This window comes from Aliiroseovarius subalbicans (assembly GCF_022678625.1).
Classification (GTDB): domain Bacteria; phylum Pseudomonadota; class Alphaproteobacteria; order Rhodobacterales; family Rhodobacteraceae; genus Aliiroseovarius_A; species Aliiroseovarius_A subalbicans.
This window is the reverse complement of record NZ_JALBYQ010000001.1, coordinates 792,696-809,742: the sequence shown is the minus strand read 5'-3', so window position 1 is coordinate 809,742 and position 17,047 is coordinate 792,696. Positions and strand designations below refer to the sequence as shown.

The 17,047-nt window shown below is 60.9% G+C and carries 18 protein-coding genes and 1 other RNA gene; 8 read left to right on the top strand and 11 right to left on the bottom strand.

Translation table 11 applies throughout. The features are described from left to right. Positions 1-53 precede the first annotated feature (53 nt). From MN188_RS03975 to ssrA, 6 genes are all read right to left on the bottom strand, one after another. Entirely contained in the window at positions 54-281 is a 228-nt protein-coding gene (locus MN188_RS03975) for a ribbon-helix-helix domain-containing protein (RefSeq protein ID WP_242106303.1), read from the bottom strand. Continuing rightward, positions 278-451, bottom strand: coding sequence for a DUF4169 family protein (locus MN188_RS03970; protein ID WP_242106302.1), 174 nt, complete (start codon positions 449-451; stop codon positions 278-280). The genes MN188_RS03975 and MN188_RS03970 overlap by 4 nt, the downstream gene beginning before the upstream one ends. Continuing rightward, positions 451-1,845: a class II fumarate hydratase gene (fumC, locus tag MN188_RS03965; RefSeq protein ID WP_242106301.1), complete on the bottom strand. Its 1,395-nt coding sequence runs from the start codon at positions 1,843-1,845 to the stop codon at positions 451-453. The genes MN188_RS03970 and fumC overlap by 1 nt, the downstream gene beginning before the upstream one ends. Before the next feature lie 100 nt (positions 1,846-1,945). After that, entirely contained in the window at positions 1,946-2,443 is a 498-nt protein-coding gene (locus tag MN188_RS03960) for an SspB family protein (protein WP_242106300.1), read from the bottom strand. 72 nt (positions 2,444-2,515) lie between these two features. Next, a complete protein-coding gene (gene chrA, locus MN188_RS03955; RefSeq protein ID WP_242106299.1) occupies positions 2,516-3,772 on the bottom strand; it encodes a chromate efflux transporter in 1,257 nt (418 codons plus the stop codon). A gap of 68 nt (positions 3,773-3,840) precedes the next feature. Further along, positions 3,841-4,192: a transfer-messenger RNA gene (ssrA, locus tag MN188_RS03950) on the bottom strand. 80 nt (positions 4,193-4,272) lie between these two features. Between ssrA and MN188_RS03945 the strand changes: the two genes are divergently transcribed. Beyond that, on the top strand, positions 4,273-5,019 hold the full coding sequence (locus tag MN188_RS03945) for a hypothetical protein (RefSeq protein ID WP_242106298.1): 747 nt from the start codon (positions 4,273-4,275) through the stop codon (positions 5,017-5,019). A 3-nt stretch (positions 5,020-5,022) separates the two neighbouring features. Here the strand turns inward: MN188_RS03945 and MN188_RS03940 are convergent, their stop codons facing one another. Next, on the bottom strand, positions 5,023-5,754 hold the full coding sequence (locus MN188_RS03940; protein ID WP_242106297.1) for a FadR/GntR family transcriptional regulator: 732 nt from the start codon (positions 5,752-5,754) through the stop codon (positions 5,023-5,025). A 97-nt stretch (positions 5,755-5,851) separates the two neighbouring features. On the opposite strand from MN188_RS03940, the gene MN188_RS03935 reads away from it, so the two are divergent. Genes MN188_RS03935 through MN188_RS03915 form a run of 5 tightly spaced genes read left to right on the top strand, consistent with a single transcriptional unit; the run spans position 5,852 to position 9,732 of the window. Further along, complete coding sequence (locus MN188_RS03935; protein ID WP_242106296.1) at positions 5,852-6,607, top strand: DUF2182 domain-containing protein; 756 nt, start codon at positions 5,852-5,854, stop codon at positions 6,605-6,607. A 12-nt stretch (positions 6,608-6,619) separates the two neighbouring features. Next, positions 6,620-7,255 carry a DUF1326 domain-containing protein gene (locus tag MN188_RS03930; RefSeq protein WP_242106295.1) on the top strand — a complete coding sequence of 212 codons (636 nt, stop codon included), beginning with the start codon at positions 6,620-6,622 and terminating at the stop codon, positions 7,253-7,255. Positions 7,256-7,285: 30 nt separating this feature from the next. Further along, the gene (locus MN188_RS03925) at positions 7,286-8,389 is read left to right on the top strand and encodes a dimethylsulfoniopropionate demethylase (RefSeq protein ID WP_242106294.1); all 1,104 of its coding nucleotides are present in this window, start codon (positions 7,286-7,288) and stop codon (positions 8,387-8,389) included. A gap of 10 nt (positions 8,390-8,399) precedes the next feature. After that, positions 8,400-9,392: an acrylyl-CoA reductase (NADPH) gene (acuI, locus tag MN188_RS03920; RefSeq protein ID WP_242107371.1), complete on the top strand. Its 993-nt coding sequence runs from the start codon at positions 8,400-8,402 to the stop codon at positions 9,390-9,392. Beyond that, positions 9,385-9,732 carry a contact-dependent growth inhibition system immunity protein gene (locus tag MN188_RS03915; RefSeq protein ID WP_242106293.1) on the top strand — a complete coding sequence of 116 codons (348 nt, stop codon included), beginning with the start codon at positions 9,385-9,387 and terminating at the stop codon, positions 9,730-9,732. The genes acuI and MN188_RS03915 overlap by 8 nt, the downstream gene beginning before the upstream one ends. 82 nt (positions 9,733-9,814) lie before the next feature. Here MN188_RS03915 and MN188_RS03910 read toward each other — a convergent pair whose 3' ends face one another. Continuing rightward, entirely contained in the window at positions 9,815-10,270 is a 456-nt protein-coding gene (locus tag MN188_RS03910) for a hypothetical protein (RefSeq protein WP_242106292.1), read from the bottom strand. Positions 10,271-10,299: 29 nt separating this feature from the next. Between MN188_RS03910 and MN188_RS03905 the strand changes: the two genes are divergently transcribed. Then, positions 10,300-10,581, top strand: coding sequence for a hypothetical protein (locus MN188_RS03905; RefSeq protein WP_242106291.1), 282 nt, complete (start codon positions 10,300-10,302; stop codon positions 10,579-10,581). A gap of 423 nt (positions 10,582-11,004) precedes the next feature. On the opposite strand, the gene MN188_RS03900 is transcribed toward MN188_RS03905, so the two are convergent. The 3 genes from MN188_RS03900 to MN188_RS03890 all read right to left on the bottom strand — a co-directional run bounded on the left by MN188_RS03900 (position 11,005) and on the right by MN188_RS03890 (position 15,526). Beyond that, positions 11,005-13,290 carry an ATP-binding cassette domain-containing protein gene (locus MN188_RS03900; protein WP_242106290.1) on the bottom strand — a complete coding sequence of 762 codons (2,286 nt, stop codon included), beginning with the start codon at positions 13,288-13,290 and terminating at the stop codon, positions 11,005-11,007. Then, positions 13,275-13,484, bottom strand: coding sequence for a hypothetical protein (locus tag MN188_RS03895; RefSeq protein ID WP_242106289.1), 210 nt, complete (start codon positions 13,482-13,484; stop codon positions 13,275-13,277). Before MN188_RS03895 ends, MN188_RS03900 begins: the two co-directional genes overlap by 16 nt. 209 nt (positions 13,485-13,693) lie before the next feature. Continuing rightward, positions 13,694-15,526 carry a BCCT family transporter gene (locus tag MN188_RS03890; protein ID WP_242106288.1) on the bottom strand — a complete coding sequence of 611 codons (1,833 nt, stop codon included), beginning with the start codon at positions 15,524-15,526 and terminating at the stop codon, positions 13,694-13,696. A gap of 248 nt (positions 15,527-15,774) precedes the next feature. Here MN188_RS03890 and MN188_RS03885 point away from each other — a divergent pair, with 248 nt between their 5' ends. Continuing rightward, complete coding sequence (locus MN188_RS03885; protein ID WP_242106287.1) at positions 15,775-16,995, top strand: aminotransferase class V-fold PLP-dependent enzyme; 1,221 nt, start codon at positions 15,775-15,777, stop codon at positions 16,993-16,995. Positions 16,996-17,047: the final 52 nt, after the last annotated feature.

Below are 17,047 nucleotides of genomic sequence, written 5' to 3'. Positions count from 1 at the left end.
CAAGTTCAGCGCGCCCGCCGCCTGCGCAGCGCACTTTACGACAGGACCGCAGCCTAATCACCACCCGTCGCGGAGTTCTTGTAGTAGGCTAAAACATACAGGCGGATCGCCGACGCCAGACCCATCGAGACCCCGCGTCCTTCATCAATTTCCGCGGCCAGGGCATTGATAGGTATCGATTTTACCGTCGCAATATCGCGGAAGGCATTCCAGAATTCGGGCTCCAACGACACCGAGGTCCGATGACCGCGCAGGGTCAGGGAGTGTTTTTCAGGTCTCATTCCCGTTCAAGCCCGTCGTGGTCACGGGCCGATTTCTCGCCCCGTGCTTTATTCAGCGATTTCTGCGATTTTGTCAGCCCGAATTTCACCGCGTTTTCATCGGCTTTGGCCCGCTTCTTCACGCGATCTCGTGACTTGCGGGCCGTGGACAGGCTGACGATCTTCGCCATCAGCCCTTGGGGCCGATCATCTGTTCGGGGCGCACCACCGCGTCAAAGGTCGCCTCGTCGACAAAGCCCAGCGCGATCGCCTCTTCCTTCAGCGTCGTGCCGTTCTTGTGCGCGGTCTTGGCCACCTTGGTCGCGTTGTCATAGCCGATGGTGGGGGCCAGTGCGGTCACCAGCATCAGGCTTTCTTTCATCAGCTTGTCGATGCGCGGCTCGTTGGCCTGAATGCCGTTCAGCATCCGCTCGGTAAAGCTGTCGGCAGCGTCGCCCAGAAGCTGGATCGACTGCAGCAGATTGTAGCTCATCATCGGGTTGTAGACGTTGAGCTCAAAGTGGCCTTGCGAGCCTGCGAAGGTCATCGCGGCGTTGTTGCCCATCACGTGGGCGGCGACCTGGGTCAGCGCCTCGGCCTGGGTCGGGTTCACCTTGCCCGGCATGATCGAGCTGCCCGGTTCGTTCTCCGGCAGGATCAATTCGCCAAGGCCTGAGCGCGGGCCGGAGCCCAGGAAGCGGATGTCGTTGGCGATCTTGTAGCAGCTGCCCGCGATCGTCGCCAAAGCGCCCGACATGAAGACCATCGCGTCGTGTGCCGCCAGTGCTTCGAACTTGTTGGGGGCGGTGACGAAGGGCAGGCCAGTGATGCGCGCCATGTTGGCGGCCACGGTTTCGCCCCAGCCTTTCTTGGTGTTCAGACCGGTGCCGACGGCGGTGCCGCCTTGCGCCAGTTCGTAAATGCCGGGCAGGGCGGCGTTCACCCGCGCAATGCCCTGGCGGATCTGGTGGGCATAGCCGCCAAACTCCTGGCCCAGCGTCAGCGGGGTGGCGTCCTGCGTATGGGTGCGGCCGATCTTGATGATGTCCTTGAATTCCTCGGACTTGGCTTCCAGCCCTGCGGCCAGCTTTTCAAGGCCGGGCAGCAGCACATCACGCACGGTCATCGCGGTGGCGATGTGCATCGCAGTCGGGAAGGTGTCGTTCGACGACTGGCCCATGTTGCAATGGTCGTTCGGGTGCACGGGGTCTTTCGACCCGATCACGCCGCCCAGGAGTTCGATCGCGCGATTGGCGATCACCTCGTTCGAGTTCATGTTCGATTGGGTGCCGGACCCAGTCTGCCACACCACCAGCGGAAAGTGGTCGTCCAGCTTGCCAGCGACAACCTCGCCCGCCGCTTCGATCACCGCATCGGCGATCCTTGCATCCATGTCGCCCGACGCCTTGTTGGCTTCGGCGCAGGCCTGTTTGATCACGCCCAGCGCGCGTACGATCGCAACGGGCTGTTTTTCCCAGCCAATCGGGAAATTCATAAGCGAACGCTGCGTCTGCGCGCCCCAATACTTGTCGGTCGGAACTTCGAGCGGGCCAAAGCTGTCGGATTCGGTGCGGGTCTGGGTCATGTGTCAGCGCCTTTGAATGAAAACCGCTGCTTTCATAGCGCAATTGGCGCAAAGTTCAATACTGTATACCGTTGGATACCGATTTGACGCAGCGCAGAGGTTATTTTCGGAAACTGTCCAGGCTGACGACCTCGGCATCCTGAGGGGTTTCGTCTGGTTCCACGTCCTCGGCGATCGGGGCAATCTCTTCAAGGCCGACCTCGGTCAGATCGTGCGCCTCCTCGGTTTCTTCTTCGTCGTCTTCGTCTTGGGTTTCGAACCGCAGGCCGAACTCCACTGACGGGTCCACGAAGGTGCGGATCGCGTCATAAGGGATGTACATCGCTTCGGGCTGGTCACCGAAGTTCAGAGTGACGGAGAAGCCATCATCGGTCACGTCGAGATTGTCGAACCAATGCTGCATGACAATCGTCATGTCCTCGGGAAACCGATCCGCCAGCCAGTCGGCCAGCTCGACCTCCGGGTGGGTCGTGTCGAAGGTGATGAAAAAATGATGCTGGCCCGGAAGCCCGGCCTTGGCGACATCCAGAAGCACCTTCTGGATCAGCCCCCGCATCGCGGTATGCATCAGGTTGCCATAGTCAATCGTGTCGGACATGTGCGCGCCTTCGGTAAGTGTTCACCTCAACATACGAGATTCGGGCGTGAAGAAAAGGCGGCTGGTGGAAAATCAGCCAGCAATAAAGCCGAGACCAGCTCCTGCACCCGCCATCAGCGCCAGGGTGACCGGCAACGAGCGGTTCAGGCGCAAAAGCAGCACGGCTGCCAGTGCGGCCAACACCAGTGCCGGTGCATTGAAACTGGTCAGGTCTGGCCAGGCCAGGGTGAAGGGGCCAAGCTGCGCGCGGCCCACATTGTCAAAGAAGACATGCAGGGCGAACCACAGTGACAGGTTGGCGATGACCCCGACCACGGCCGCCGTGATCGCCGACAGCGCCCCGGTCAGGCGGGGGCGGCTGGCGATCCATTCGACATAGGGCGCGGCGGTGAAAATCCACAGGAAACACGGAACGAAGGTGACCCAGAGCGTCAGCGCGGCGGCGCCCAGCGCCAACAGCGGCCCGCCTGCGTTGTGTCCAGCCAGATAGCCGACGAACTCGGTCACCAGGATCAGTGGCCCCGGTGTGGTTTCCGCCAACCCCAGCCCGTCCATCATCTGCGCGGTGGACAGCCATCCGTTGGTCTCGACCACCTCCTGGGTCATATAGGCCAGCACCGCATAGGCGCCGCCGAAGGTGACAACGGCGAGCTTTGAAAAGAACAGCCCGATGGCGGCCAGCGTATCTGCGCCCAGCGCCCAGGCTGCCGCGATCGGTGCCCACCACAGGGCTAGCCAAAGTGCGATCGTGCGTGGGGTGCGCGCGGCCAGCGCAGGGGCAGGGGCGTCGGACCGCGGCGCGCGCGCGGTCAGCGCACCATAGGCGGCCGCCAGTGCGATGATCAGCGGAAAGGGCGCCCCCAGCGCGTAGATGCCCAGGAATGACAGCGCGGCCAGAACCCATCGGTCTGGCTGTTTCAGGGTCTTGCCCGACAGCCGTGCCAACGCCTGTAGAACGATGATGATGACGGTCGCTTTGATGCCCAGAAACAGCGATGCGACCAGTGGCACGCTGCCCCAGGTCGCATAGGCCCAGGCCAGCGCCAACATCACCAGCGCGCCGGGCACCACGAACAAAAGGCCCGCAATCACGCCGCCGGTCACGCCGCGCAGGCGCCAGCCGGCATAGGTGCACAGCTGCATTGCTTCGGGGCCGGGCAAAAGCATGCAAAAGCTCAGCGCATTCAGGAATTGCTGTTCACTCAACCAGGTCCGGTCTTCGACCAGTTCGCGGTGCATCACGGCGATCTGCGCCGCAGGCCCACCAAAGGACATAAGACCGATGCGCGCAAAAACGCGGGTCAACTCGGCAAGGTTCGGTGTGGTCATGGGGCCCCCGGATCGTTGACCTTCTGTGCCCGACAGCTTGGCAAAGGGTCAAGAGAGTGATGGGGGAAAGTGCAGGCTTCTGTTGCCAGGTGCCTGCGAACCCCGCCTTACGCGGCTAGGCGAAAGGGCTTAAGTTTCGGCAACTCGAACTGCTTACGCAGCCAGAGCCATAGCCGGAGCACGATTGTTATTGGCAATTGTACTTTATGGGCCGATACGGTGGCACCCCGCCGAAACAAAGCTAACCCCTTTAGACGTCCGTCGATCCTGTTTCGGCCCCATGATCCCCCAATAAGGATGTTTGGTGGAGCCGCCGGGTACCGCCCCCGGGTCCGATCCGCTTATTACGAGCGCGTTTATGTCCATAGTCTCCGAGGAGACACCAAATATATAGGCGCTCATCGGCGCTGGTTCAATCGCCATGTCACGCCAGGATGTGAAAACCTGGCCAAATCGTGTATGTTGTGTGGATGGTATGAGTGTTTTGGAAAGGACTTGTTATGAACTTTCTGCGCCTTGTGGCCCTTGTGGCCATGATTTCCACGGGCACTTCACAACTGGTATTGGCCAAGGAGGTCTCGGCCACTCAAAACCGCGCATCGGGGCGGGATATATACCGGATCGAAATCCGAAACCTTGGACAGTTCCAGATGTTCCCCACTGGAGATGTGAATTCGGATGGGGAATTGCACAGCATTCTGATCGAACTTAGCGAACCGCGTCGCACCCGTGATCGACAGCGCCACGCGATCACGGAACGCGCGCCGCTTCTGCACAACATGACCACAGGTTCAGCCGCCGGTTCTGGGTATCTGACCATTGAGGACCTGGATATCGTCGGGTTTCAGAGGCGTTCGGCCTCGGATTTCGATCTATGGATCCACAGTGCGTACCGGAACTATCGTGAAGGGGCCCAGCTCGGATTCACGATCACAACCGTCGCGACCGAGCTCGATTGCAGCGGGCAACGTGTTTGCGGGCGCCAAACGCAGGGCAGACTGATCTATTCTTTTGCGTTCCCTGAATTGCGCAATGTCCCCCCGCGCCATTGCGGGCCGGAAAACACGTTTCGGCTGAACGTCCCGGCTGGCTCCAGAGCCTATGTCGCGCCTTCGGATCATCTTCTTGGGCCGGTAAGCCTTGAGGTCACAAGGTCAGACGGGCGAGGAAGCCCCGTCCTTGGTCAGGCAATTGGCCCGTTCGCTTCCCTGACGGCGGCAGAAATCTGCATTGCGCGGACGTGGTAGGTGTCAGCCCCGTTGTGCTCGCGCGGCCCTAACCTGTTCTGCTAGGGTCAGAGTGTAGGCTGTGAGGTCGGCCAAGGCCTGATCTGCCGCAGCGCCGTCCTGTGCCTCGATCGCATTGGCGATGCGCGTGTGCAGCCCGACGATTTCCTCACGTGACCGCGCCGTGAAGGTGATCATGTTCATCAGGGGCTGGGTCGCCTCGACCGCACCGGCCAGCTGATAGGACAGGACCGGGTTCATCGCGCCGTCCACCAGCGCGCGGTGAAACGCCACGTCCGAGGCGCAAAAGGCCTCGTCCGTCAAACCGGGCTGCGCCTGGCGGTGGATTTCAGCGCGCATCGTGGCCAGGTGATCGGCGCTGCGTCGCTGGGCAGACAGCGCGATACAGGCCCGTTCCAGCGCATAACGCGCCTCGCAGGCGGTTTCGAAATCGACCTCGTTCATACTGAGAAGCAGCGTCGAGGTGGTGATCTGCTGGCCGTAGGCTTCCTCGAATGACATCCGGTTCACGAAGGCGCCCCCGGAGGCCCCACGCTGCGTGCGGATCAGGTTCTGTGCCGCCAGCCGCTTCAGTGCTTCGCGCACCGTGGGGCGGGACACGCCAAACTGTTCGCACAACTCGGCCTCGGAGGGCAGGCGCTGATCGACGATCAACCCGCCCTCAACGATTGCGTCGCGGATTGCGGCGGCGATCTGCATCGACAGGTCGCGGTCGGTCTCAAGTTCCGTGCGCATGGCGTTCCTTTTTAATTGTCAGACATTCAATTGTCAGACATTATAATCCCGACTCACACATGGGGGACAGATGCCGCTTGCGTCAAGGATAAGAAGTATGGCCGCGCCACATTGGTTGACGCTGTTCGGCCTGATCCTGGCAGGCTGGGCGGTGCTCTATGCGATGGCGTTGCCGGCGGATCTGCGCGGGGCGGCGCAGATCTATGGTGCCGAGTTCTGGCGGTCCCTGTGCATCGTCAGCCCGGACCAGGCGGGGTATTGGGGCCTTGCGGCGATGTGGGCGGTGATGGCAGCGGCGATGATGGCGCCAACCTTCCTGCCCGCGCTCGCGACCTATGACGACCTGATCCATTCGGGGGCGGCCACGCGCACCGGGTTCCAGCTTCTGCTGGCGGGATACCTGGTGATCTGGATGGGCTTTTCACTGGTCGCCGCCGCCTTGCAGATCGCGCTGTTTCGCGCGGGGCTGGTGTCGCCGATCGGGCAGAGCCTGACGCCCTGGCTGTCGGGCGCGCTTTTGTTCGGGGCGGGGGCCTATCAATTCTCGGCCCTCAAGGACGCCTGCCTGACCCAGTGCCGCGAGCCCCTGACTTTTTTCATGCAATACTGGCGCCCCGGCCTGCGCAACCCGCTTGAGCTGGGCCTGCGCCTGGGCGCGCTGTGCCTGGGCTGCTGCTGGGCCTTGATGCTGTTGGGCTTCGTGGGCGGGGTGATGAACCTGGCCTTCATGGGGCTGGCAACGCTGGTGATGATTTTCGAGAAACTTCCCGACCTTGGACGGCCGCTGACGAAGCCGCTGGGGTGGGGGTTAATGGCCGCAGGTCTTGCGGTCGTGGCAACTGCGCTGATCTGAGGAGGACGCAACATGCTGGACGACACCCAAGTCGGACAGGTCGAATGGACCATCAAGGGGGAATTGATCCTTAACTGCAACTGCACGGTGTTCTGCCCCTGCGTCGTTTCGCTGGGCAATCACCCGCCGACCGAAGGTTACTGCATGGGCTGGGCCGGCATTCGCATCGACGAAGGCCAGTATGGCGAACATGACCTGTCGGGGCTGAACGTGGGCCTGTTGCTGGAAATCCCCGGCAACATGGCGCGTGGCAACTGGAAGGCCGCGGCCTATATCGACGACCGCGCCTCGGATGCGGCGTTCGATGGGCTGTGCAACATCTTCACCGGCAAGGCCAAGGGCACCACGGGGCTGTTTTCCATGCTGGTCAGCGATTTCCTGGGCGCCGAACGCGCGCCGATCACGTTTGAGACCGAGGGCAAGACCCGCCGCCTGATGGTCGGTCGCGCCATCAAGGGCGAGATTGTCCCGGTGCCGGGCAAGGGGGGCGAGGACCAGGTGATCACCAACACTGAATACTGGATGGGCCCCGACATCACCGTGGCCACCGCCAACCAGGGCCGCGTGCGCGCCTTTGGCCGGGTGTGGGATTTCGACGGCAAATCCGCCGAGATCTGCCAGATCGACTGGAAAGGGCCGGGGCGCTAAGCCCCGCCTGACCGATTGGGAGCGCGACCCATGACAACCACGATCGCCCCGTCCCGCCGCGTGCGGCGCACCCCGTTCTCGGATGGCGTCACCGCCGCCGGGGTCAAGGGGTATACGGTTTACAACCACATGCTTCTGCCGACCGTGTTCCGGTCGTTCGAGGAAGACTACCACCACCTGAAAAGCGCGGTGCAGGTCTGGGATGTTGCCTGCGAACGGCAGGTCGAAATCCGCGGTCCGGATGCGGCGCGTCTGGTGCAGATGCTGACGCCACGCAACCTGTCGAAGATGCAGGACGGCCAGTGTTTCTATGTGCCGATGGTCGATGAGACCGGCGGCATGTTGAACGACCCCGTGGCGTTGAAACTGGACGAGGACCGCTACTGGATTTCCATTGCCGACAGTGATTTGCTGTTCTGGGTCAAGGGCCTGGCCTATGGCTTTCGGCTGGATGTGCTGGTGGATGAACCCGACGTGTCGCCGCTGGCCATTCAAGGCCCGCGGGCCGATGACCTGATGGCAGCGGTGTTCGGCGACGCGGTGCGCGACATCCGCTTTTTCCGTTACAAACGCCTGGCCTTTAAGGGCCGTGACCTGATCGTCGCGCGCTCAGGATACTCGAAACAGGGCGGGTTCGAGATCTATGTCGACGGGTCCGACATCGCCATGCCGCTGTGGCACGCGCTGTTCGAGGCGGGCAAATCGCTGGACGTGCATGCGGGCTGTCCCAACCTGATCGAACGGATCGAGGGCGGGATGCTGTCCTATGGCAACGACATGACCCGTCACAACACGCCCCACGAATGCGGGCTGGGGCGGTTTTGCCAGACCGAGGACGCGCTGGGATGCGTCGGGCGCGATGCGCTGTTGCGCGTGGCCAAGGAAGGCCCTGTGCAACAGATCCGCGCGATCGAGATATATGGCCATGTGCCGCCCTGCGACCGGGCCTGGCCGTTGATGGATGGCAACCTGCAAGTCGGGCAGGTGACCTCGGCAGCAAATTCGCCCGATTTTGCCACCGGCGTCGGCATCGGCATGGTGCGCATGACCCATTGGTCGTCGGGCACTGAACTTGACGTGATCACACCGGACGGGCCGCGCGCGGTCATGGTCCATGAAACATTCTGGATATGAGGAAATGACGATGTTCAAAGCATTGGTGATGGAACAGGGCGAAGACGGGCTGGCGGCTGCCAACCTGACCGAGCTGGACGAAACTGCGCTACCCGAGGGCGACGTGACGGTGGCGGTGGAGTATTCCACTGTGAACTACAAGGACGGGCTGTGCCTGTCGGCCAAGGGTGGCGGGCTTGTGCGCAATTACCCGCATGTGCCCGGCATCGACTTTGCCGGCACCGTCGAGGCGTCCGACGACGCGCGCTATAAACCCGGCGACAAGGTCGTTCTGACCGGCTGGCGCGTGGGTGAGGCGCACTGGGGCGGCTATGCGCAAAAGGCGCGGGTGAAGGCCGATTGGCTGGTGCCGCTGCCCGGCGGGCTGGACGCGCGGCAGGCCATGGCAGTGGGCACGGCGGGTTTCACCGCGATGCTGTCGGTGATGGCGCTGGAGGATCACGGGCTGAGCCCGGACAAGGGCGAGGTGCTGGTCACCGGGGCCGCCGGCGGTGTTGGTTCGGTTGCCACAGCAATCCTGGCCAACCTGGGCTATCAGGTCGCCGCAGTGACCGGGCGCCCGGATCAGGCCGATTACCTGACATCGCTGGGCGCGTCCCGGATCGTGGCGCGCGAGGAGCTGAACGAAACCACCAAGCGCCCGCTTGAGGCCGAAACCTGGGCGGGCTGTGTCGACGCCGTGGGTGGGCCGATGCTGGCCCGTGTGCTGGGCCAGATGAAATACGGCGGCTCGGTCGCGGCGGTTGGCCTGGCGGGGGGGGCGAACCTGCCCGCCACAGTGATCCCGTTCCTGCTGCGTGGCGTGAACCTTCTGGGCATTGATTCAGTGATGCAGCCCTATGACAACCGCCTGCGCGCCTGGACGCGTATTGCATCCGACCTGCCGATGGATAAACTCGAGGCCATGGTGAACCCTGCCACGCTGTCGGACCTGCCGGGTTTGGGCGCGGATATCCTGAAGGGTCAGGTCAAGGGTCGTGTCGTGGTGGACGTGAATGGCTGAGAATGAAGAGGGGCGCCAACTGGCGTCCCTTGCCAACAAAACGCTGGAAGAGATCGACGGCCAGAAATGGCCGCTGGTTTGCTGCGCCTCCTACATCGAGAACACGACCGGGCAGCTGCGCAAAAAGCCGCTGGGGCAATTTACCCCCGAAGACCTGCGCATCATGATCGCGCAGGACATCGGCGCCGAAGTGCTGAAACCCTTCGCCCTGGCCGTGCTGCGCGACAACCCGCTGGCCGAAGGCGATTATTACCCCGGAGACCTTCTGGAAGCCGCCACCAAACGTTGGCCGGATGACGCGTTCCTGCGCGACCTCGCGGCGCAACACTCGAAAAGCTAGCGAGCAAATCAGGACGGGCACCCTGCCACCGGTCAGAGCCGGGCGCGCAGGCTTGGATGATCCGCCGCGAAGCCCTCTGATGTCATCCGATCGGCCCTTCCGACGCACGCGACCCAAAGCAGCCCTGCGAGCCCCGAGCGGTCAACAGCAGGTTCGAGCGTTGAGCGGAAATCTCCAATCCAGCTGCATGCATGACTGCCGTCAGTTCAAGCTCGAAATTCAGCCTGCAAGCAGCATGCTGGCTTGCGAGACAGGAACCCCGTTGGATAAGACGACGCGTGTCGTCAGACAAATGGTCGACGAGGAAACGGAACAACGACAAGCTAAAGTCACCCGGCTTCGCAATAACCGCCTTGAAAGAGAAGCGAACACGCCATCCGAAACGACGGCGAAAACAGCGCGTAAAACACGACCCTCTTAGAGCCGTTTCCAAGTGATTATGGAGCTTCGGCGGCATTGCTTTGCGTTGAGTGCTCTGCTGGGCAACAGTCACGTCATTCAGGCTGAAATCTGCCAGAGCTGTTCCCAGATATTCCAATCGCCCCTGCCGACAACAAGGATCCATCCATGACAAGCGCAGAGCTTCCCTCGGAAAAAATCCACTATATCTGCCAGACTTATGTTGAAACAAAGGCTCGGCGCAACGGGCAGACCGGACTGAAGATTGCCAAGCAATTTGAATATTCCACAGCGTCGGAAGCACAAAACAGAGCCGAACGAGAGGCTCAATCCGAGGATTGCGCAGGTGCTGACGCCTACATGGTGATAGAAGATCCAGCCAGTGGAGAGATCGGCGACCCAAGCTTCCTTTTAAGGCTAGGCAATGTTCCGGAGTTTGATGAATTCTAGTGTTCCGAAAACAGTTGCGGCCTACCCGGAGTTTGTGCCCTGTAAAGGCGACAATTTACTGGCTAACAGGAGCTTTGGAGTTGGGGCGTCCCCTCAATTCAAGCTGTGCAAACCAAAAAAGCAGCCATTGGTTTGCTTGCAGCAAAGGTCTGGAAAGTCCCGCGTCGCGGTCTTTCAGGCGTTGCATAGCGAACACCTGCTAACCCCCGTTGTAGTCGTTTGTGTAAACCGCAGCGACCGGCTTGTTTGAGCCCTTTTTGATCTAGGTTGCTCCATGCAAGTTTTGGCACATGGGGGGAAAGTGGAAGTCCACTTCATTTTTACGCGGACGACTGCTGTTCCGTAAGAGTAACCGTTCAAGCTGGCTTGATGTTTCCACAAGTTTTACTCGATCAAATTCATTCCCGACGCGGCGATCTCGCTTCACTCGACCGCCAAGTATCGCCCGGTAATACTACGGATCGACGATGACAGATCGCAGGGCGGCCCCTGGAACAGAACTTCGCCGCCCGTGCTGCCTCCTTCAGGGCCCATGTCGATAATCCAGTCCGCCTGCTGGATGATATCGAGGTTGTGCTCAATCACCACGACGCTATTCCCGTTCTCAACAAGTTTCTGGATAATGTTCGAAAACCTATCAATGTCGGCCATGTGCAGCCCCGTTGTCGGCTCATCAAGCACATAGAGCGCGCCCTTCTTGTGCAGCTCGGACGCCAATTTGATCCGCTGCGCCTCGCCACCTGAAAGGGTCGACAGGGGCTGGCCGATCTTGAGATAACCAAGCCCGACATCGTCAAGCAGTTGCAAACGTTTGAGAACCTGATCGTTGAGGAAATACTCGCGCGCGGCACTCACGTTCATCTCAAGGATGTCAAAGATGTTCTTGCCTCGATCCGTCAGAGCCAGAACCTCTGCTTTATACTTCTGGCCGCTGCATTCGTCGCAGGTGATCGAGACATCATCGAGAAAACTCATCTCGACCTTGATGAACCCGTTCCCTTTGCATTTCGGGCAGGCGCCCTTGGAATTGAAACTGAAGAGTGCTGGGTCGCTGTCTGTGGCGCGCGCCAGATCACGCCGGATGAAATCGAACATGCCGGTATAGGTGGCCGGGGTCGACCGGATGCTGCGCGCCACGGGCGACTGGTCGATCACCACGGCCTCGGGATGGGCCTTGATGAACACTTCGTTGATCAGGCTGCTTTTGCCGCTTCCTGCAACGCCCGTCACACAGGTCAGCAGGCCCTTGGGGATATCGACGCTGACATTCTTGAGGTTGTTGGCGATGGCGCCCCGGATTTCGTAGAAACCGGTGGGAGACCTGCGCCGCGCTGATAGGGCCGGCACATGCGAAAGATATGCTCCTGTCACGCTGTCGGAGGATGTTATGCCTGCTGGTGACCCAGCATAAACCAACTGGCCGCCGTTCACGCCGGCCCTTGGGCCGATGTCGATGATCCAGTCTGCCGCGCGGATGATATCAGGGTCGTGTTCGACCACCAGAACCGAGTTGCCCCGATCCTTGAGGTCAAACAGCAGTGCGATCAGGCGCGAAACGTCATGCGGGTGCAGACCGACCGAGGGTTCGTCCATGATGTAGAGCAGGTCGACCAGATCACATTGCAGTTGGCGCGCCATCTTGACCCGCTGGCTCTCACCTCCCGAAAGCGTCCCGACCTCGCGATCCAGCGTCAGGTATCCAACACCGATATCGATCAAATGTCCCAGCGTCTCGCGGATTTTCTCTGTGATCGGTTGGGCCAGCTCAAATGTGAACCCGGACAGGAATGCATAGAGCTCGGTCAGTTCCATCGCGCCAAGCTGGTTCAACGATTTCCCGCCAACAAGAACACTGCGTGCCCGCGCGTTGATCCGCGACCCACCGCAGGCAGAGCAAGCCGACATGGTGAAATACTTGTCATATGCCGCCTGCCTGTCCTTGCTCAGGTTTGCATCGGACTTGCCAAGGTAGACCCGCTCCAGCTTGTGAATGATGCCTTCGAAATTCTTGGCATAGGTGCCTGCGCCATGCTTCTTCTGAACCGGGATACCCTTGCTGTGCAGCAACTGGTTAAGTGTCTCTGTCGGATACTCCTTGAGCGGCAGATCATTATCAAACAGCTCGAACGCGATCATCTCGCGCCAGTTCCAGCCACCAACCTTGTAGTCGGGATGGCCGATCGCCCCGTCGCGCAACGACAGGTTCATATCCAGCAACGCGTCCTGGTCGATCGAAATCCGCCGCCCCAGCCCGCGACACTCCGGGCACATGCCCTCGGGGTGGTTGAACCCGAAAAAGTGCGACGGCCCGATCTGTGGCTGACCGACTCGCGAAAACAGCAAGCGCAGATAGGTGGAGACTTCGGTCGCGGTGCCGACAGTGCTGCGCATGTTTGCGCCCATCTTCTTCTGGTCGATCACGATGGCAGTGGCGATGTTCTCAATCTCGTCGATGTCGGGGCGCGACAGTTTCGGCAAGCGCCGGCGCGCGAATGCGCTGAAGGTTTCGATCAACTGGCGCTGTGCCTCGGTATAGATCGTATCGAACACCAGCGAAGATTTGCCCGAGCCTGAGACGCCGGTGAACACCACGACCTTGTGCTTGGGGACATCAAGAGTGATGTTCTTGAGATTGTGGACGCGGGCCCCTTTGATGCGAATGGTGTTCTGAGCATCTTTCGTTGTCGCCATAGTCAGTTTGTTTGACATGAGTCGGCTCCCGTAACGAGTGCTTGAAGGGTGTTCCCGATTTGTACCAGGCTTTGATTACAGGGTTTTTGATGCAGGTCAAAAAGCCTGAGCCATTGCTTTACGGTGGCAAAAAACCGAGCACCAAACGAAGCCGATTGGTGAACGACCAGGGCGTGTGTGGCGAAAGGGTGCAGGCGTTCAAAGTCGGTCATGCGTTGCATCTAAGGCCAAGGCCGAAAAAGGGCCGAAAGCAAACCTTGCGAACATCCCTTCGGATGGCAGCTTCGTCCCGCTCAGCCCGCATCGGCTCAATGTGCCGCGAAGGCCTGCATTGCGCCCTCAGCATGAATGCTTCGGTCGTGACAGGAAAACGGCGCCGGAAAATCCGGCGCCGTTTCTGTTTGTCGCAAGGGGGCGAGGCTTATTCGCCCAGCACCCCGTGCTTTTCACGCTTGCCGTCGCGATACAGCGCCTTGGTCAGGGCGATCATCATCAGGCCCATCACAGCCGTGAAGGGCAACGCGCCGATGATCATCGCGTTTTTCAACGCGTCCATCGGATTGTTTTCCCCCGCCGCCACGATCAACGTGCCGATCACCGCGGTCAGGATCAGTCCCCAGATGATGCGGTGCTTGATGCCGGTTTCCTGCTCGCCACCCGACATGATCGTGTTCATCACCAGGATGCCACTGTCCGCCGAGGTGACCAGGAAGGTCATGATCAGCACCACGCACATGATGGTCAGCGCGGACAAAAGCCCGCCCGAGATCATCTGCGCCAGCGTGGCGAACAGCTGGTTGGTCTGGGACGCGCCGGTGATGGCACCTGCGGCGCCGCCGTTCAGCTCCAGATCAATCGCCGTGCCGCCCAGGATGGTCATCCAGGCAAAGCAGACCAGCGCCGGCGCGAAGACACAGCCGACGATGAACTCGCGCACGGTCCGCCCCTTGGAGATGCGGGCCAGGAACAGGCCAACGAAGGGCGAGAACGCGATCCACCAGGCCCAGTAGAAGGTGGTCCAGGAGGATTGCCAACCGAACTGACGGCCATCGTCGCCCGCGGCATAGACCGCCTTCAACGTGGCGTCGTCCAGTTCGGCGGCCGCACCCGACAGGCCCGAGCGGAAGGTTTCAAACCCGTCCGACCCGGCCCAGGCGCCATAGGCGTTGGTGGCCCCGCCGAACAGATCACCTGCGAAGGGCTTGGCGGATTCCGGCAAGGCCGCGGCGAAGGTTTCAGCCGATTGCGGGCCGTAAGAGCCGAAGCTGATCGAGAAGAAGTTGATGATGTAATCAACGAACGCCGAGCCATAGGTCGTCATCGCAAAGAAGAACGAGCCGAAGAACACGAAGGTGAACAGCAGGATCAGCGACAGGACCAGGTTGAGGTTCGACAGGTATTTCACCCCGCGCCCCACACCCGACACCGCCGAGACGATCGACATTGCCATGATCGTGAACAGCCCGGCAATCAGACCGGCCTTTGACGGCACCGGCACGTCGCCACCCATGTTCATGATCCATTCGACCCCGGTGATCGCATAGACACCGTCGATGAACTGGCTGACGCCGAACCCGATGGTGACGGACACGCCCAGAATCGTGGCGACAACGCCCAGAACGTCCACGACATGGCCCAACGGGCCGTTCACGTGGCGCCCGAACAGCGGCGTCAGCGCCGAGCGGATCGTCAGCGGCATGTTGCGGGTATAGGCATAGTAGGCCAGGCTCAGACCGGTCACCACATAGATCGCCCAGGCATGAAAGCCGTAATGCGCGAAGGTATAGCGATAGGCGGACTGGATTGACGCCTCGGTGTTGCCAGCGACCTCACCGGCGACGACCACGGGGTTCGATCCCCACAGGCTCAGCGGTTCGGCGGTGGCAAACACCATCAGGCCGACGCCCAGACCGGCGCCAAACATCATCGAGAACCACGAGAAGTTCGAAAACTCGGGCTTTTCGCCCGGCACGCCCATGACCTTGCGCCCCGATTGCGGCAGGATGGCCACGATCAGCAGGAAGAAGGCGAACAGGCCGACGATGACGATATAGAACTGGTTGAACAGCCCCAGAAGATAGCCGTTCAGGCTGCCCAGAGTACTGTTGGCGTTCGCGGGGAAGACCAGCGCCCAGATGACCAGAAGCACCATGATGCCTTTGCTGATCAGCGCAATAGGCAGGCTGTTGTCCTTGTAAAAGCCTGAGGGCTGTTTCTTGATCTCAAGCTCCGTGAATGGAGGTTTGACTTGCATGTGCTTGTCCCTGTTCCGTTTCAAAAACGGCCCGCCCGCGCTGTTGCGCTTGTTTTCGGCCCGTTGAACCAAGTCGATAGTGATCCGGTCCCCCATAACCTGCCGAAACCGACCCAAGCGGGGGCAGGAAGCGACACACATTCAAAACCCATTGTTCGAAATGGGCTGAAATCGGCCGATCGGATCGGTTTTTCACCTTGCGCGTCAGCCCTGCTTTCCGTCTTGTGTGACCCAATCAGGAGGATTTGATGCAGCTGGACATCAACTGGGTGCGGGCACAGTTTCCCGCCTTTGCCGAACCGACCCTGCAGGGTCAGGCCTTTTTCGAAAACGCGGGCGGGTCATATACCTGTGCGCCGGTGATCAACCGGCTGACGCGCTACTACACCCAACGCAAGGTGCAGCCCTATGCGCCCTATGAGGCCAGCCGGCTGGCGGGCGAGGAGATGGACGAGGCGCGCACGCGTCTGGCCGCGATGATGGGGGTCGAGCGCGACGAGCTCAGCTTCGGCCCGTCGACGACGCAGAACACCTATGTGCTGGCGCAGGCGTTTCGCCAGTGGCTGAAACCAGGTGACGCGATCATCGTCACAAATCAGGATCACGAGGCCAACACGGGCCCCTGGCGGCGGTTGGCCGACGACGGCATCGAGGTGCGTGAATGGCAGATTGATCCCGAGACCGGGCATCTGGACCCGGACAGGTTGGAGACGCTGCTGGACGACAAGGTGCGTCTGGTCTGTTTCCCGCATTGCTCCAACGTGGTGGGCGAGGTCAACGATGTCGCCGCGATCACCGCGCGCGTGCATGTGGCGGGCGCCTTCGTCTGTGTCGACGGCGTGTCTTACGCGCCGCATGGTTTTGTTGATGTTGGCGCGCTTGGCCCCGATATCTACTTGTTTTCGGCCTATAAGACCTATGGCCCACATCAGGGCATCATGGTGATCCGACGTGAATTGGGCGAGCTGTTGCCGAACCAAGGGCATTACTTCAACGCCGGGTCGCTCTACAAACGTTTCACCCCCGCTGGGCCAGATCACGCACAGATCGCCGCCAGCGCGGGCATGGCGGATTATGTCGACGATCTAGCGGCGCATCACGGAATCAGCGGGGACGCGGTCGCCCGCACGGCTGGCGTTCATGACCTGATGCGCGCGCATGAGGTGCGGTTGTTGCGGCCCTTGCTGGACCATGTCGCGGCAAAGAACTCTGTGCGGCTTCTGGGGCCGGCGCAGGCTGAAGGGCGCGCGCCTACCGTGGCGCTGGCGTTGAGCGGGTCGGCTGAACGGGTCGCCGCGGACCTGGCCGATCACGGAATTATGGCTGGCGGGGGTGATTTTTATGCCGTGCGCACTCTTGAGGCCCTGGGAGTGAACCCGAAGGATGGCGTTTTGCGCCTGAGTTTCACCCATTACACCCACCCCGATGAGGTCGAAAAACTGATGCAGGCGTTGGATGTGGTGATCTGATCCGATCCCGTTTAAATGACCGCGAAAGCGCCCAATTTGGGTGCCAAAACAC

Excerpts from the sequence above, each read along its gene's own strand:
- MN188_RS03885 (WP_242106287.1), top strand. The coding sequence starts at position 15,775 with ATGCAGCTGGACATCAACTGGGTGCGGGCACAGTTTCCCGCCTTTGCC.
- MN188_RS03945 (WP_242106298.1), top strand. The coding sequence starts at position 4,273 with ATGAACTTTCTGCGCCTTGTGGCCCTTGTGGCCATGATTTCCACGGGC.
- MN188_RS03935 (WP_242106296.1), top strand. The coding sequence starts at position 5,852 with ATGGCCGCGCCACATTGGTTGACGCTGTTCGGCCTGATCCTGGCAGGC.
- MN188_RS03895 (WP_242106289.1), bottom strand. The coding sequence starts at position 13,484 with ATGACCGACTTTGAACGCCTGCACCCTTTCGCCACACACGCCCTGGTC.
- MN188_RS03960 (WP_242106300.1), bottom strand. The coding sequence starts at position 2,443 with ATGTCCGACACGATTGACTATGGCAACCTGATGCATACCGCGATGCGG.
- acuI (WP_242107371.1), top strand. The coding sequence starts at position 8,400 with ATGTTCAAAGCATTGGTGATGGAACAGGGCGAAGACGGGCTGGCGGCT.
- MN188_RS03930 (WP_242106295.1), top strand. The coding sequence starts at position 6,620 with ATGCTGGACGACACCCAAGTCGGACAGGTCGAATGGACCATCAAGGGG.
- MN188_RS03915 (WP_242106293.1), top strand. The coding sequence starts at position 9,385 with ATGGCTGAGAATGAAGAGGGGCGCCAACTGGCGTCCCTTGCCAACAAA.
- MN188_RS03905 (WP_242106291.1), top strand. The coding sequence starts at position 10,300 with ATGACAAGCGCAGAGCTTCCCTCGGAAAAAATCCACTATATCTGCCAG.
- MN188_RS03975 (WP_242106303.1), bottom strand. The coding sequence starts at position 281 with ATGAGACCTGAAAAACACTCCCTGACCCTGCGCGGTCATCGGACCTCG.
- MN188_RS03925 (WP_242106294.1), top strand. The coding sequence starts at position 7,286 with ATGACAACCACGATCGCCCCGTCCCGCCGCGTGCGGCGCACCCCGTTC.
- MN188_RS03900 (WP_242106290.1), bottom strand. The coding sequence starts at position 13,290 with ATGTCAAACAAACTGACTATGGCGACAACGAAAGATGCTCAGAACACC.
- MN188_RS03970 (WP_242106302.1), bottom strand. The coding sequence starts at position 451 with ATGGCGAAGATCGTCAGCCTGTCCACGGCCCGCAAGTCACGAGATCGC.
- MN188_RS03940 (WP_242106297.1), bottom strand. The coding sequence starts at position 5,754 with ATGCGCACGGAACTTGAGACCGACCGCGACCTGTCGATGCAGATCGCC.
- MN188_RS03890 (WP_242106288.1), bottom strand. The coding sequence starts at position 15,526 with ATGCAAGTCAAACCTCCATTCACGGAGCTTGAGATCAAGAAACAGCCC.
- fumC (WP_242106301.1), bottom strand. The coding sequence starts at position 1,845 with ATGACCCAGACCCGCACCGAATCCGACAGCTTTGGCCCGCTCGAAGTT.
- chrA (WP_242106299.1), bottom strand. The coding sequence starts at position 3,772 with ATGACCACACCGAACCTTGCCGAGTTGACCCGCGTTTTTGCGCGCATC.